Annotated in this window: 14 protein-coding genes; 12 read left to right on the top strand and 2 right to left on the bottom strand. The window is 52.5% G+C overall.

Translation table 11 applies throughout. The annotated features are described in order from the left end of the window. Positions 1–46 precede the first annotated feature (46 nt). The 3 genes from FPL14_RS04065 (at position 47) to holA (ending at position 2,831) form a co-directional block, all read left to right on the top strand. A complete protein-coding gene (locus tag FPL14_RS04065; RefSeq protein WP_182301814.1) occupies positions 47–595 on the top strand; it encodes an RNA polymerase sigma factor in 549 nt (182 codons plus the stop codon). Then, positions 592–1,575 (top strand): anti-sigma factor family protein, encoded by a 984-nt coding sequence (locus FPL14_RS04060; protein ID WP_182301813.1) that lies wholly within the window; start codon positions 592–594, stop codon positions 1,573–1,575. Before FPL14_RS04065 ends, FPL14_RS04060 begins: the two co-directional genes overlap by 4 nt. Before the next feature lie 224 nt (positions 1,576–1,799). Next, positions 1,800–2,831, top strand: coding sequence for a DNA polymerase III subunit delta (holA, locus tag FPL14_RS04055; RefSeq protein ID WP_182301812.1), 1,032 nt, complete (start codon positions 1,800–1,802; stop codon positions 2,829–2,831). A gap of 342 nt (positions 2,832–3,173) precedes the next feature. On the opposite strand, the gene rpsT is transcribed toward holA, so the two are convergent. After that, entirely contained in the window at positions 3,174–3,446 is a 273-nt protein-coding gene (gene rpsT, locus FPL14_RS04050) for a 30S ribosomal protein S20 (RefSeq protein WP_169279966.1), read from the bottom strand. A gap of 128 nt (positions 3,447–3,574) precedes the next feature. Between rpsT and gpr the strand changes: the two genes are divergently transcribed. From gpr to hemW, 6 genes are all read left to right on the top strand, one after another. After that, entirely contained in the window at positions 3,575–4,579 is a 1,005-nt protein-coding gene (gene gpr / locus FPL14_RS04045) for a GPR endopeptidase (protein ID WP_182301811.1), read from the top strand. Positions 4,580–4,756: 177 nt separating this feature from the next. Next, positions 4,757–6,004 carry a stage II sporulation protein P gene (locus FPL14_RS04040; protein ID WP_182301810.1) on the top strand — a complete coding sequence of 416 codons (1,248 nt, stop codon included), beginning with the start codon at positions 4,757–4,759 and terminating at the stop codon, positions 6,002–6,004. Between the two features lie 14 nt (positions 6,005–6,018). Beyond that, entirely contained in the window at positions 6,019–6,402 is a 384-nt protein-coding gene (locus FPL14_RS04035) for a hypothetical protein (protein WP_182301809.1), read from the top strand. Positions 6,403–6,791: 389 nt separating this feature from the next. Beyond that, positions 6,792–8,744 (top strand): endonuclease MutS2, encoded by a 1,953-nt coding sequence (locus FPL14_RS04030; RefSeq protein WP_182301808.1) that lies wholly within the window; start codon positions 6,792–6,794, stop codon positions 8,742–8,744. Positions 8,745–8,847: 103 nt separating this feature from the next. After that, complete coding sequence (gene lepA / locus FPL14_RS04025; RefSeq protein ID WP_324617869.1) at positions 8,848–10,665, top strand: translation elongation factor 4; 1,818 nt, start codon at positions 8,848–8,850, stop codon at positions 10,663–10,665. Between the two features lie 92 nt (positions 10,666–10,757). Beyond that, entirely contained in the window at positions 10,758–11,942 is a 1,185-nt protein-coding gene (gene hemW / locus FPL14_RS04020) for a radical SAM family heme chaperone HemW (RefSeq protein WP_182301807.1), read from the top strand. A 16-nt stretch (positions 11,943–11,958) separates the two neighbouring features. On the opposite strand, the gene FPL14_RS04015 is transcribed toward hemW, so the two are convergent. Further along, complete coding sequence (locus tag FPL14_RS04015) at positions 11,959–12,495, bottom strand: DUF1572 family protein (protein ID WP_182301806.1); 537 nt, start codon at positions 12,493–12,495, stop codon at positions 11,959–11,961. 192 nt (positions 12,496–12,687) lie between these two features. Here FPL14_RS04015 and FPL14_RS04010 point away from each other — a divergent pair, with 192 nt between their 5' ends. From FPL14_RS04010 to grpE, 3 genes are all read left to right on the top strand, one after another. Beyond that, a complete protein-coding gene (locus FPL14_RS04010) occupies positions 12,688–13,188 on the top strand; it encodes an N-acetyltransferase (RefSeq protein ID WP_182301805.1) in 501 nt (166 codons plus the stop codon). A 138-nt stretch (positions 13,189–13,326) separates the two neighbouring features. Continuing rightward, complete coding sequence (gene hrcA, locus FPL14_RS04005; RefSeq protein WP_182301804.1) at positions 13,327–14,349, top strand: heat-inducible transcriptional repressor HrcA; 1,023 nt, start codon at positions 13,327–13,329, stop codon at positions 14,347–14,349. 52 nt (positions 14,350–14,401) lie between these two features. After that, on the top strand, positions 14,402–14,989 hold the full coding sequence (gene grpE, locus FPL14_RS04000; protein WP_229263771.1) for a nucleotide exchange factor GrpE: 588 nt from the start codon (positions 14,402–14,404) through the stop codon (positions 14,987–14,989). Positions 14,990–15,061: the final 72 nt, after the last annotated feature.

Raw genomic sequence — 15,061 nt, 5'->3', positions numbered from 1 at the left:
ATACGGACGCTAACGTCTGAGAGGGTGCAGGGGAGGAGGATCTTCTGTGGTGGAGCCGGCTCTGATCAAAGCCGCACAAGCGGGCGACCGGGAAGCTCTCGTTACGCTACTCCGCGAAATTGAGAATCAAGTATATCGGACGGCTTATTATTTATTAAATAACGAGCAGGATGCCATGGACGCTTCTCAAGACGCGCTCATTCGCATTTATACGAAAATCGATTCCTATGAGGAAAAAGCTCAATTTCGCACCTGGGTGCAACGGATTGTAACGAACATATGCATTGATAAATTTCGGCGCAAAAAACCGTCCGTATCCATCGACGAGCATGAAATGGTATTTCAAGCGGGGGATAATGTGGAGACCGAGGTTCTTTCCGCATACGCCGCGGAGGAAATACGCGAGGCCATCGGTAAGCTTCCCGAGCATCATCGTACCGTTGTCGTTCTCAGGTATCTGCAGGATTTTTCGTACAATGAAATTGCCGACTCGTTGAATTTACCTTTAAACACCGTTAAATCCTACTTATTCAGAGCCCGGCAACAATTGCAAATTCTACTTCAAGATTATCAGAAAGGTGGTGTCCGGGGATGATTTGCCAAGAGGTGATGGAACTCATGCAGCGTTATATTGACGGGGATTTGGATCAACAAGAAACATCGCTCATGATGGATCATGCTGGTCAATGCCCTGATTGCGCCGCCATGTTAGCTAGATTGCAGAAGTTGTCGAGCGAATTAGAGCAATTGCCGCGGGTCGTTCCCAAATACAGCCTTGTAGACGCGATTCTTCCGGAACTGGATCGCCTTCATGCGGCTGAATCTTCGAAAGGCTTGAACGTAAGCCAAGAACGCTCCGATTCGAGCGCGCCGACTTCAACGCCATCGGGTAGATCGAATCGTCCGGCAAGACATTTGTTCGGCAAAATATCGGGCGCTGTCGCAGCGGGCATTGTCGCAGGGCTGTTGTTGTTCAGCAACCCGGGACAATGGACGCTAGGCGGAACCGGCAGCAATAACGAAGCAGCGGCGCCGAGCCCGGCGGCTGCTCCCGCAAGCGAAGGATCTTCCGCTTTGATGATGAGAAAAGGGTTGGAAGATTCGCCGGAGGCGAAAATGGAAAGTAAGCAGCAAGGCGGAGTTGAAGATCAAGCCGGTGGGGCGGAGCCTAGGGCCTTCTCCGGGGCTCAGGATTCCAACGATGCAATCGATTCCGATAGCGGGAAGAAGCTGGACGCATCGGCTAACAGAATCGAATCGGTTCCGGTTGCCGAAAGTCCGTTAAAGATCAACTCCGACAATCCGGCGATTTCGGGATATTCAGTACCGGCCGCGGCAGTGGATTCACCGGACGGGAAATGGAAAGCGATCGCGGTCTCGGATGGCGGAACGTTCCAAGTGTATCTCAATGAAGACGGCAGCGAGTATTATAGCTCTCAGGCTAAGGACGGCAAAATAAGTCTCTTGAGTTGGAACGACGAAAGCACGCTATTGTACTTTACGTTCACCGATGCAGAGGGCAATGAGAGCCAATGGCAATTCGATGTCGCCGCGGCAAAAGAATCAAAACGTTAATTCGGTTGTCACACTTTGCGCGAAATCGCGTATAGTGTACAGACGAAGTTGACGATCGTCTTTGGACCATCGTCACGGTCGTTCGCGCACGGCACCATGGGCCGGCCGGCGAACGTTGATATAGATGTCCGAGGACAGAGAGATCGCGCCTTGCTTAAAGGTGTGATCTCTTTGTTGTTTAGTGTACAATTAGAAGGAGTACATAAGGTTAGGGGATCGGCGCAATGGACGCTAAACAAGCTTTTCGATCGATCAAGCAAGGGAACGTATCCCCGATATACGTTTGTTTCGGAACCGAAACTTATATCATGAACGAATTTGTCGAACGATTGCTTGAACATTCGGTTCAGCCCGAACATCGGGATATGGCGGTCATTCGATTCGATACGGGGGAAACCTCGATAGACAGCATTTTGGAGGAAGCGGAGACCCTTCCCTTCCTTGTTCCCAGCAAAATTATTCTCGTCAGGGACAGCGTATTGTTCGCATCGGGCAAAGAATCGTCCCGCATCGAACACCGTCCCGAAAGCTTGCTGGCTTACATGGGGCAGCCATCGGATACGACCGTGCTCGTGTTCATGGTGCACCACGAGAAACTGGACGAGCGCAAGAAGCTGGTCAAGACGGCGAAGGCGAACGATGCCGTCGTCTCTTTCAGTCCATTGCAGCCTGAGGAGCTGCTGCAATGGCTGCTTAAACGCGCGTCTAATCAAGGAAGAGCTATGGAAAACCACGCGGCGGAGGAGCTATTAAGGCGAGTAGGGACGGATATGCACGCGCTGGCGGCGGAGACCGACAAGTTATGCTTGCATGCGGGCTCGGGCGGTTCGGTGACGTTGGAATCGGTGCGTTCGCTAGTTCCTATGGCAACGGAGCAGAACGTATTCAAGCTAACGGAGGAACTTGCCGCGCTCCGTACCGCGGAAGCGATCAAGCTGTATCACGATCTGCTCAAGCAACGCGAGGAGCCGATCAAGCTGATGGCGCTGCTCGTGCGGCAATTCCGCAATATGCTGTACGTCAAAGAGCTAGGAAACCAAGGTTATTCTCCGCAGCAAATGGCGTCCCAGATCGGCTTGCATCCGTACGCCGTGAAAATCACGGGAGAACAAGCGCGCAAGTTCAGCCAGGAACGTTTAGCCAATCTTCTATCCGAGCTAGCCGACCTTGACTACGCGATGAAAACGGGCCGCGTCGAAAAAACGCTCGGCCTCGAGCTATTCCTCCTCAAAACCGGCTCCCAAGGCGCAAGCTAACGCTAACCTTGAAAACCCACACCTGTTGGGTTTTCTTTTTTATGTTGGCTGTGATTTCGACAATGGGCAGAATAAAATAAGTCACACGGAAAGATGGATGAACTTGGGGCCCCCGCAAAGTAATCGGAATAAGCTTCTACAGCTTTACTTCACTTTGTGGGGAGGAGTAGCGGTGGGGTGGGACTTATTTTATGTCGCCCATACTAGTCGGAAGCGTCTGCTACATCTTTAATGAAACCCAACAAAAAAGCCATCCTATAGACAGGAAACCCTGCAAGGATGGCTTTTTCATGGCTGCCGCGCCAGAAGGTCGCCGCAGCCGCATATGCGTCAGGCACAAGCTTACGCTTGCGCGGACAATGCGTTGAGTTTTTTGGCCAGACGGGACTTTTTGCGGGCAGCTGCATTTTTGTGAATGAGCCCTTTAGTAGCCGCTTTGTCCAACTTCTTCTGAGCCGCGCCGTAAGCTGCTTTAGCAGCGTTTACGTCCGTTCCTACGACCGCTACGTCAGCTTGTTTAACTGCTGTACGAAGAGCGGATTTAGCCGAAGCGTTGCGCAGGCGGCGAGCTTCGTTCGTTTTGGTACGTTTAATGGCGGATTTGATGTTTGGCATTCTTTTCACCTCCAGATAAAACAGAAGTATTTCTCCACACAACTTGTAACATTCTATCATGCAAGGGGGTAAAAAGCAAGCTGATTTCCCACCTCAATCCGCATGCGAAAGGGGCATTATTTCACCCTATGGATCATGATTTGTCAATGTACGACGTACGCACGGATCTGGCGCTGGAGGCTCAGGAGCTAGCGACGAAAGGCCAGCAGACATCGAACGTTCCGGGAGTATGGTCCGAGAACGAGAGCGCGGACGGAATCACCGTCACCCGCATGGAAATTAAGAACGACCAAGCCGCGCAGCAGATCGGCAAGATGGTCGGCCATTATGTAACGCTTGAGGTGCCGGACCTGCGTCAAGGGGACACGACCCTTCAAGATAAAGTCGCGACATCCTTTGCCAAGGAGTTCGAAGCGTTCCTGAAGAGAATCGGAGCGACGGCGAAGAGCAGCGTGTTGATCGTCGGCCTGGGCAACGTGAACGTAACCCCTGACGCGCTCGGTCCCGTCGTCGTGGAGAATATCATGGTGACTCGGCATTTTTTCGAGCTGATGCCCGATCAGGTAAGCCCGGGCTATCGTCCGGTTAGCGCCGTGGCTCCGGGCGTGCTAGGCACGACGGGGATCGAATCGAGCGACATCGTGCAAGGAATCGTCGAAAGATCGAAGCCTGATTTGATCATTGCCGTAGATGCCTTGGCGGCCAAATCGTTGGAAAGAGTGAACACGACGATCCAAATCGCGGATACGGGAATCCATCCCGGCTCGGGAATCGGGAACAAGCGGAAGGGATTGACCAAAGACATTTTGGGCGTGCCCGTCATCGGGGTCGGCGTTCCGACCGTCGTCTATGCTTCGACGATCGTGAACAACACGCTGGACTTGGTATTCGAACATATGAAGAGGCATACGGCCAATATGGATCCGCTGTTCGGCGTGTTCGGAACGATGGACGAGAAGGAGCGCCTGCAGCTCGTAAGAGAGGTGCTGAACCCGCTCGGCCACGACCTCTTGGTCACGCCTAAGGAAATCGACAAATTCATGGAGGATATCGCCAACGTCATCGCGAGCGGACTGAACGCCGCGCTTCATGAAGCGGTAGACACGGATAACGTCGCGGCGTACACGCACTAACATCGCTATTTAAAATTACGGCAAGTTTGCCTGGCTCAAGAGAGCCGGGTTTTTTTGTAATCTCCGACTCTATTAAATTCCGGTTCTATCATTCCGGATTGTCTCATAGGATGGGATACCTATAGAAAATAAGAGAAGGGGTCTCCGCAGGCTCGAGGCTCCGGGGAGGAACACGGGATGAAACGCATCATCGAATCGCTGAAATGGCCGCTATTGCGCGCTAGGTGGAGAAGAATTTTGATTACCGGCCGCGCGTTTCTCTTATTAAGCGTCAGTTCCATGGTGCTGTTCGTTTTGCTAGGGTTGGGAGGAATGATGCAGAAGTCGCTGGCCGCCTCTCCCGTGCAATCGATGAAAGGTTTCGCCGCTTCGTTGTCCGGGCAGTTTTTTCAATCGCTGCTTAGCATGGAGCTTCCTCATATGGATGCCTCCGAAGCTTCCCCGTTTCAGACGGGGCGGATGGCCGCATTCCTGCTGAGATTCATGACCGACGTGAATCCTAATGATCCGAAGAGCTTGCTGGCGCTGGAGATGCCGGGAATGGACCGGGACCATTCCGTGTTGCTTAGGCCGGGCTCCGACGAGCCCGAGGCGCCGGAAGACCGCGGACCGATCGATGACGTCGGACAACCCTCATCAGAAGACTTCCCGGGCATTCCCGGATGGCCTGAGCAATCTCCCGAAGAGACGAATCCAGGGCAGGAGCCCTTACCAACCGAGTCGCATACGCAAAAGGACCCCTCGGACTTAACGGAAACGCATTCCACGGAAGGACGGAAAGTCGTCTTTATCTACCATTCGCACAACCGCGAGTCTTGGTATCCCGAACTGAAGTCCGACAAGAAGGATCCCAACTCGGATAAGACCAACATTACCTTGGTAGGCAAAAGGCTAGCTAAACAATTGGAGTCACTGGGCGTAGGCTCTACCCACTCCTCGAAGGATTACCCGACTGCCGTTCCTGGCTATAATTGGAATTATTCATATAAATATTCGTTGCAGACGGTTCGCCAAGCTTTGGCGGCCAACAAACAATTGAAATTTTTCTTCGATATTCATCGGGATTCCCAGCGCCGCAAGAAGACGACCGCGACGATCAAAGGGAAAGATTACGCGCAAGTGTATTTCATCATCGGGCACCGAAACCCGAATTGGCGGGAGAACGAGGCGTTCGCGAACGAAATTCACGAGAAGCTGGAAGAGACTTACCCGGGATTGTCGCGCGGGGTATGGGGCAAAACGGCTGCCAACGGCAACGGCGAATACAATCAATCGATCGCTCCGGACAGCGTGCTTCTGGAAATCGGCGGCGTCGATAATACGCTGGAGGAAAGCAACCGTACGGTAGACGTGCTCGCAAAAGTCATTGCCGAGTTATATTGGAAAAACGAGGAAGCGGTTAAAGCGAACGCGCGGAAAAAATAGAAGGAGGGTGCAGGATGCGTCGGGATACGTTTAAATTGTTGATTTTCGCTGGGATCGTAGGATTTGCGATTTTATACGGGATGGAGCTGTCTTCGAAAGGGATCGAGACCGTGAACGGTCCATGGGAAACGGTAGCCCCTAGCGGCGGGGGGCAAACCGCCGCGGAAGAAGGCGATTGGACGTTGCCGCCTAATCATTCCCGCGATGGGGAGAGGCAGAACGCAAACGCGGTCGATACGCCCGATTACCGGTGGGAGGAAGAGGAGTACGCGATCCCCCGCAACGATCGGGAGCCGCTCGTAGACAGGGTATCCGGCAAAACCGCCGAAGTGCTCCATGATTTGTCCCGCAACGGGATTCGTATGGTCGTATCCATATTCGATAAGGTTATGGGTTGACCATTAGGAATCCAGAATCTATCCGGGCTTGACGTCATTGTACGCTTAAAGTTATGATGTGCATAACACGTTTTAAGGGGAAATTTTGATGTTGGTATTGGTTCTGAACTGATTTATCTGATAAGTCGCGAATAAGGCATAAGGGAGAAAACCGTCATTGGGAGGGTTTATTTCCTTGTCGCTTCTTCGTGGCGCTGATAACCAGTGAAGAACCGGTCAAGACCGCCCCTACGAAGAATGAATTTTCGGGGAGATCAACCGTGCTCATCAGGGTACGGTTTTTTTGCATCTTTCCCGACTTTTAAATTCCGACAGGCAGCGAGCTTGCGCCGATGGCGCTCCGGCTTGCTGTCTGTTTTTTTATTTTCCAAATCACAGGAGGGTTTACCTTGAGACAACATTCGCTTCGCAAATTAGAATATAACCGCGTGATTGAAACCTTGCACTCTTATGCTTCCACTTATCTTGGCCGTCGGCAGATCGAGGAGCTTGAGCCGTTGCAGGACAAGGAGATCATTAGCCGCAAGCTGGCGGAGACGCAGGAAGCGTCCCGGTTGCTGGCCAAAGGAGGGCATCCGCCTCTGCCGTCGCTAGAAGGAATGGAAACGATGATGGCGCTGCTCGGTACGGGATACGTCATGTCCGAAGAGGATTTCGGGTTCGCGGCCCAATTCGCGCGCAGCTGCGAACAATTGCGCCAATATATGGCGTCCAAAAAAACGGAGAGTCCGATCGTGGCGGCGTACGGAACGGGGATGTTCGATCTTAAGCCGCTGAGGGAAGCGATCGAAGCTTGCATCGATCGGGGACGCATCGTAGATACGGCAAGCCCGGAGCTGCACAAAATCCGCAAAAAAATCCGTACCGCGGAGGAGAGGCTGCAGAAACGGCTTGAAGGGATGTTATCCCGGTTCTCCGATATTTTGCAAGAACGGTTGGTCAGTCAACGGAACGGGCGTTACGTGCTGCCCGTGAAAAAAGAATACCGGAAAAGAATTCCGGGTACGGTGCTCGACGAGTCGTCCAGCGGGCAAACGGTGTTCGTCGAACCGTCCGAGCTGGCAGGCTTGCAGATGGACTTAAGCGCGTTGAAGCTGGAAGAAAATCGCGAGGAGGCGCAAATTCTGGCCCGGCTGACCGGAGAGGTGGAGACGTATTCCTATGAGTTATCCGTTAACCAAGATACGGTGGGCCATTACGATTTTCTATTCGCGAAAGCGAAATGGGCGCTAACGATAGGAGGAGTCGCACCGGAGCTTAACGAGGATAGGGTGATCGATTTGCGGGAAGCCCGGCATCCGCTGCTGGCAACGAGACCGGTACCTCTCGACATTAGGTTGGGCGACGGTTATCAAGCTTTGTTAATTACCGGACCGAATACGGGAGGGAAGACGGTCGCGCTCAAGACCGTAGGCTTGTTAACGCTCATGGCGCAATCCGGGCTGCTCGTTCCTGCCGCGCAAGGAAGCCGGATGTGCGTATTCCGTAACGTTGAAGTCGATATCGGCGACGATCAGAGCCTTGATTCGTCGCTGAGCACCTTCTCTTCGCATCTGCGCAACGTCATCGACATATTGGCTCATGCAGGTTCGTCCTCGCTCGTGCTGCTCGACGAGCTGGCGACCGGTACGGATCCGGGCGAAGGCGTCGGCTTGTCGATCGCCGTATTGGAGGAATTATACCGGAGAGGCTCCGTCATTATGGCGACGACCCATTTTAACGAAATCAAAGAATACGCCCGGGTAACGGAAGGTTTTCGGAATGCGAGGATGGCGTTCGACGAAGAAACGCTGAGTCCGTTATACAGGCTCGACATGGGGGAAGCCGGCAATAGTTATGCTTTCGTTATTGCGGCCAAGCTAGGCATTTCCAAAGGGATTATCGATAGGGCGCGCACGATTGCCGATAGTCTGAAGAAGGGGCGCGGTCAAGTATCGGTTCCCGTGCAAGAGGGGGGGAAGCCTCGGGGTATGCCGTCTCGCGAGGGGAAAAACGGCCGCGAAATGAGTAACCATTCTAAGATTAGCACAGACTCCCATCGTGAAGAGTTATCGTTGCGTTGGTCCGTTGGAGACGTGGTGTTCATACCACAACTGCGCAAGCCGGGAGTCGTCTATCGTTTGCCGGACGATAAAGGCAATATGATCGTGCAAGTGCAGAAAGAGAAGATCACGATCAACCATAAGCGAATTCGCAAATATATCGACAGGAAACATCTGTATCCCGGCGAGGATTACGACATGGACATCGTGTTCGACACGGTCGAAAACCGCAAGAAACGGCATCTGATGGGAAAACGGCATGTAGAGGGATTGACCATCGAGAAGCCTTCGGAAGATTAACGACAAATAACGGCATAGGCAACATTGATGCCATGGGGATACGCTGTTATAATGAAGTGATCGTCATTTGACGTTATGGATCCGGCTGGAGGTACTTATTGGAATGGCAGAACTTTCTATTAAACAGAGCCACATTCGCAATTTTTGCATTATTGCGCACATCGACCACGGTAAATCGACTTTGGCCGATCGCATTTTGGAATATACGGGAACGCTCACTTCCCGCGAAATGCAGGACCAAGTATTAGACTCCATGGATCTCGAGCGCGAGCGCGGCATTACGATTAAGCTGCAAGCGGTACGGCTGTTGTACAAAGCGGACGACGGGGAGACTTACCTGCTTCACTTGATCGATACCCCGGGACATGTGGATTTCACGTACGAAGTTTCCCGAAGCTTGGCCGCTTGCGAAGGCGCGTTGCTGGTCGTAGACGCCGCGCAAGGAATCGAAGCGCAAACGTTGGCCAACGTATACTTGGCGCTGGACAATAACTTGGAGATCGTGCCCGTCATCAACAAGATCGACTTGCCGAGCGCCGAACCGGAGCGGGTGAAGAAAGAAGTCGAAGACGTTATCGGTTTGGATACGAGCGATGCGGTACTTGCGTCCGCGAAGAACGGCATCGGGATCAAAGAAATATTGGAGCAGGTCGTACAGAAAATCCCGGCTCCCCAAGGGGATCGCGACAAGCCGCTTAAAGCGCTTATTTTCGACTCTCACTATGATGCTTATAAAGGCGTAGTCTGTTATATCCGGATTATAGACGGAACGATCCGCGCCGGCACGAAAATGAAGTTCATGGCTACCGGAGCTAGCTTCGACGTCGTCGAAGTCGGAACGTTCATGCCCCGGCCGACGGTCGTTACGGAGCTCGGTCCGGGAGACGTAGGTTTCGTCAGCGCTTCGATCAAGAACGTGAAGGATACCCGCGTCGGGGATACGATTACCGATCTGCGCAATCCGACAGCGGAAGCTCTTCCGGGATATCGCAGCATTAATCCTATGGTATTCTGCGGCTTGTATCCGATCGAGTCTACGGATTACAACGATTTGCGGGACGCGCTGGAAAAGCTGGAGCTTAACGACGCGTCGCTGCGTTACGAGCCCGAATCCTCGCAGGCGCTTGGTTTCGGCTTCCGTTGCGGCTTCCTGGGAATGCTCCACATGGAAATTATTCAAGAGCGCATCGAGCGGGAGTTTAACATTCCGTTGATCACGACTGCGCCAAGCGTTATTTACAAGGTTACGCAGACGAACGGCGAAGTGCTGGAAATTTCCAACCCTGCCGATTATCCGGAAGCGGGCAAGATCGACTACGTCGAAGAGCCGTACGTTAAAGCTTCGATCATCGTTCCGAACGATTTCGTCGGGGCTATCATGGATTTGTGCCAAGGCAAACGCGGCGAGTTCATCGACATGCAATACTTGGACACGAACCGGGTTACGTTGAAATACAACGTTCCGCTCGCGGAGATCGTATACGATTTCTTCGACCAGTTGAAGTCGAGCACGAAGGGCTACGCTTCGTTCGACTACGAGCTGATCGGCTACCGCCAGTCCAGCTTGGTTAAGATGGATATTCTGCTTAACGCCGAGAAGGTCGACGCCTTATCCTTCATCGTGCATAAGGATAGAGCCTACAACCGCGGGCGAGTCATCTGCGAGAAGCTCAAAGATCTCATTCCGCGCCAAATGTTCGAGGTGCCGATCCAAGCGGCGATCGGCCAGAAGATCGTGGCGCGCGAATCCATCAAAGCGATGCGCAAAAACGTTCTCGCGAAATGTTACGGGGGAGATATTTCCCGGAAACGGAAGTTGCTCGATAAGCAAAAAGAAGGTAAGAAACGGATGAAGCAGGTCGGCAACGTGGAAGTGCCGCAAGAGGCATTCATGGCCGTGCTTAAGCTGGATAACGAATAACAGACAATACCGATACAGAATGGCGGGCTTCCGGCCCGCTTTTCGCTTTGTCGGCGATAGATTAGGTTTTCTAGAGAGGTGAAGAGCAAAACATGATACCCGCGAATAACTTAACGAACGTTCCGCCGGTACACCAATGGACTCCGCGGGCGCTCTATATCCATATCCCTTTCTGCACGAATAAGTGTTTTTATTGCGACTTTAACTCGTACGTGGCTGCCGGCCAACCGATCGATGCTTATCTTGACGCGCTGGAAAACGAGATGAAGCTAACGGTTGCCGATTTGCCTCCTCAGGCGATCGACACCGTATTCATAGGCGGCGGCACGCCGACCGTGCTTACTCCTCCTCAGATGACGCGGTTTCTGGACTCCGTTCGCAAATATTTTCCGCTTGCGGATCATGCGGAATTCACGATGGAAGCAAATCCGGGTACGACCGATATGGAGAAGCTTGCGGCCATGCGCGACGGAGGCGTTAACCGGATCAGCTTCGGCGCGCAAACGTTCGACGACGGGTTGCTGGCGACGATCGGCAGAATCCACGCCGCCCAGGATGTCGTTCAAAGCATCGCGAACGCGAAAGCGGCGGGATTCACGAATCTGTCCATCGACTTGATGTTCGGATTGCCTAATCAGACGCTGCAACAGCTGAAGGATAGCGTGACCAAGGCATTGGAGTTGGATTTGCCGCATTACTCTCTCTACGGTTTGAAAGTCGAGGAGAATACGCTGTTCCACCGATTATATCAACGGGACGAGCTGCCACTGCCGGAAGAAGACGTAGAACTGGCTATGTACGAGCATCTCATGGAGCGTCTCGGGGGTGCCGGGTATCGGCACTACGAGATAAGCAACTTCGCTAGACCGGGCTGCGAGAGCCGTCATAATACGACTTACTGGCATAACGAACCCTATTATGGCCTGGGGGCCGGCGCGCACGGTTATGCGCTCGGCCAACGGCATATTAATATCAAAGGCGTTCAACCGTACATCGATGCGGCGAATATCGCTTTGCCGCGAATGGAACGAAACGCCGTCAGCGTCGAGGAAGCGATGGGCGACTTCATGATGGTAGGACTTCGTCTGCAGGAAGGCGTTACGCAGGCGAGCTTCGGAAGGCAGTTCGACGGGGCGAAGCTGGAAGCGGTGTTCGGCGAGGAACTGCAGCGGTTAGTCTCGATAGGACTGCTCGAGCTATCCGAGCAAAATGCGGGATACCGATTGACTTCGAAAGGCATTCTGCTCGGCAACGAGGTGTTCGGGGCGTTCGTGTAAGCCGTTCAGTCGCGCGTTACCGTTCTTTCATTTTATCGTTAAATTCGGCCGATCCGCCTTTGGCGATGCTAAGCGTCTGCCAAACGGCGGTTTTGTTGGCTTTGGCTAAATATACGATCTGTCCGACATGATAGCCGTAATGCGAGATTTGCCTATGGATCGCTTGCAATACGGTAAGGGATTGACCGCGAATCGTTACGGTGCGCAGCACGTCTTCGGGATTAAGCTGCTCAAGCGAATCGAAGAGAACGGCCCATCCTTTTTCCCATATTTCCGTAAGCTGCCTCAGGTTTCCGATATCGTCTTCGAATTCGTCGTCCCGATTGCGATCCGGCTTCTCTCCGTCCGTCGTCAGAAAATCCGTCCAACGGGAAATCATGTTCCCCGAGACGTGCTTCACGATGATCGCGATGCTGTTGCTCCCTGGATCCGGGCTCCAACCGATTCCTTCTTGCCCAATCTGGGCTAAAGCGCGGTCCCCGAGGGATTTCTGGCTTCTAAAGTCGGCGATGGACGTCTCGAGCAGATGCTTGGCTAAATCATGTTCGCTCATTTTAGGCTCAGCTCCTCTTCACGTTTGCTTTTCGAATATATCATAAGCGATCTCTTATATAATTGCAGATTAGCTTTTGAATCGGGGCGATAAATAACTCCGTTCAATGAATCTGAAATGTCCCTTGAGAGTTCATTCGTTTTGTTGTATATTTATTCATACATATTTGAAGTTTGGAGAGAAGGAATACACATGACGATCGTGTGCCGGAAAGCGCTGCTCGAAGATGTCGATGCGCTTTATGAACTTATACAGGGTTATGCCGCCAATGGCATCATGTTGCCTCGTTCGCGCGAGGCGTTAACCCGTAATATCGATACTTTTATCGTAGCGCAGGACGGAGAGCGCTTGATCGGTTGCGGTTCTCTGTGCCGACTGGGCACCGATCTGGTGGAAATTCGTTCTTTAGGCATCGTGGACAGATACAAGGGGCAAGGGGTAGGCAGCCGGTTAGTCGATGCTTTAATAGAAGAAGCTAGCGCGCAAGGCATCCCTAAAGTGATGGCTTTGACCTACGAATCCGCCTTTTTTCAGAAAAACGGGTTCAAAATCGTCGACAAAGAGATTTTCCCGGAGAAAGTATGGACGGATTGCGTGAACTGTCCTAAGCAGCATTGCTGCGACGAGATCGCCGTCGTCAGGGTGATAGAGCCCGCGGTATCCAAAGAGCAAGTGACCTTCGCCCAAATCTGATTCGAACTGCCAAATCGAGCGGGAACGTTCTTGACACGACCGCTATCGATTTGGTATTTTTGTATTAGCCGTTAGCACTCATCGATATGGAGTGCTAACGATAGGGAAGAAGCGGAAAAGCTTAAAGGAGGAGTTCGGATGCTAAGCGAACGTCAACGAATGATACTTAACGCGATAATCGACGATTATATCCGTTCGCCGACTGTCGGATCCCGCAGCATATCCAAGCGTGGAGACGTGACTTTCAGTCCGGCTACAATACGCAACGAGATGGCGGATCTTGAGGAGTTGGGGTTGCTGGAGCAACCGCACACTTCCGCAGGCCGGATTCCTTCCATTAAAGGCTACCGCTATTATGTCGACCACCTCGTTACTCTGGATGGAATCGGCGATCACGATGCCCGGAAGCTCCGGACCTTCTTCGCCGAGAAGATGAATCACTGGGAAGACGTAATCGGACATGCGGCGACGATCTTGTCCCAAATGACCAATTACACTTCGATCGTGCTCGGACCGGAAATGTTCAGCACGACGTTGAAGCATTTTCAATTGATTCCTATCGGCGACGCGTCCGCGGTAGCCATCATCGTGGCCAATACGGGACATGTCGAACACCGAACGATTTCGATTCCGGACGGAATCGCGATGGAGGACATCAACAAGGTCGTCAACCTGTTGAACGAGAAGCTGTCGGGCGTTCCTTTTTACAAAGTCAAATCCGTTCTTCACAGCGAGATCGCCAAAGAGCTGAGTCGTTACGTCGAGCATTGCGAGGAGATCCTTGCTTTGCTGGAGCAGACGATTACCGAGGAGCAGGAGCCGAAAGTTTATTTAAGCGGCGCTTCCAACATGCTTACTCAACCGGAGTTCAAAGACGTCGACAAAGCGAAGAGCATCCTCGGCATGCTGGAGGAGACGCAGCTGCTCATGCAGCTGTTCCAGCCCGGTCCGGGCGGCATACAGGTCAAGATCGGCACGGAGAACGCGCTCGAAGCGATCAATCAATGCAGCTTGATAACGGCCACGTACTCCTATGAGGGTCAATCGCTCGGAACGATCGGAATATTGGGACCGACTAGAATGGAATACGGCAAAGTAATCAGCTTGCTCAATTATTTATCCAAGGATATCGCTTCGATGATGTCCAGATGGTATAAGTAAAGACCTGCATAGCCCCAACGTTAGGGTGGCACGGTAAGGAGGTGAACTCTACATGAGTACGAATGAGACGAAGGAGCCAGTAAACATGAATGAGCATCAAGAGGACTCTTTGGAAAAGGAAACGGGTTCTGAAGGGAATGTAACATCCCAAGCGGAAGGCGAGCAACCGGCAGCGGAGGTTAGCGAAGAAAATGCAGCCATTGCCGAGCTTCAGCGCCAAGCGGATGATAACCATAGCCGTTATTTACGCGCGCAAGCAGACTTCGACAATTTCCGGCGCCGTACTTTGAAGGAGAAAGAAGAGCTTACGCAATACGCTTCTTTGAAGCTGATCACGCAGCTATTGCCTGTTCTGGATAATTTCCAGCGGGCGCTGCAGACGAGCAACGAAGGCGCGGAGGGCGAATCTTTCGCCAAGGGCGTGGACATGATTTACCGCCAGCTTTCCCAGGTGTTGGAGGCGGAAGGCTTGAAACAGATGGATGCGGTCGGCCAACCGTTCGATCCCGAGCTGCATCAAGCGATTATGCAGGTCGAGAGCGAAGAGTACGAGGAAGGAATCGTCGTTGAAGCGATTCAAACCGGCTATTGGCTGAAAGACAAAGTCATTCGCCCTGCTATGGTCAAAGTCAGCGGCTAATTGACGGTCAAAGGATACTTATATAGCAATTTAACTTAGCTGCTCTATGCACTTATTATGAAGGAGGAAATA

This window comes from Cohnella cholangitidis (assembly GCF_014107495.1).
Classification (GTDB): Bacteria; Bacillota; Bacilli; order Paenibacillales; family Paenibacillaceae; genus Cohnella; species Cohnella cholangitidis.
This window is presented reverse-complemented; position numbering and strand designations above follow the sequence as displayed.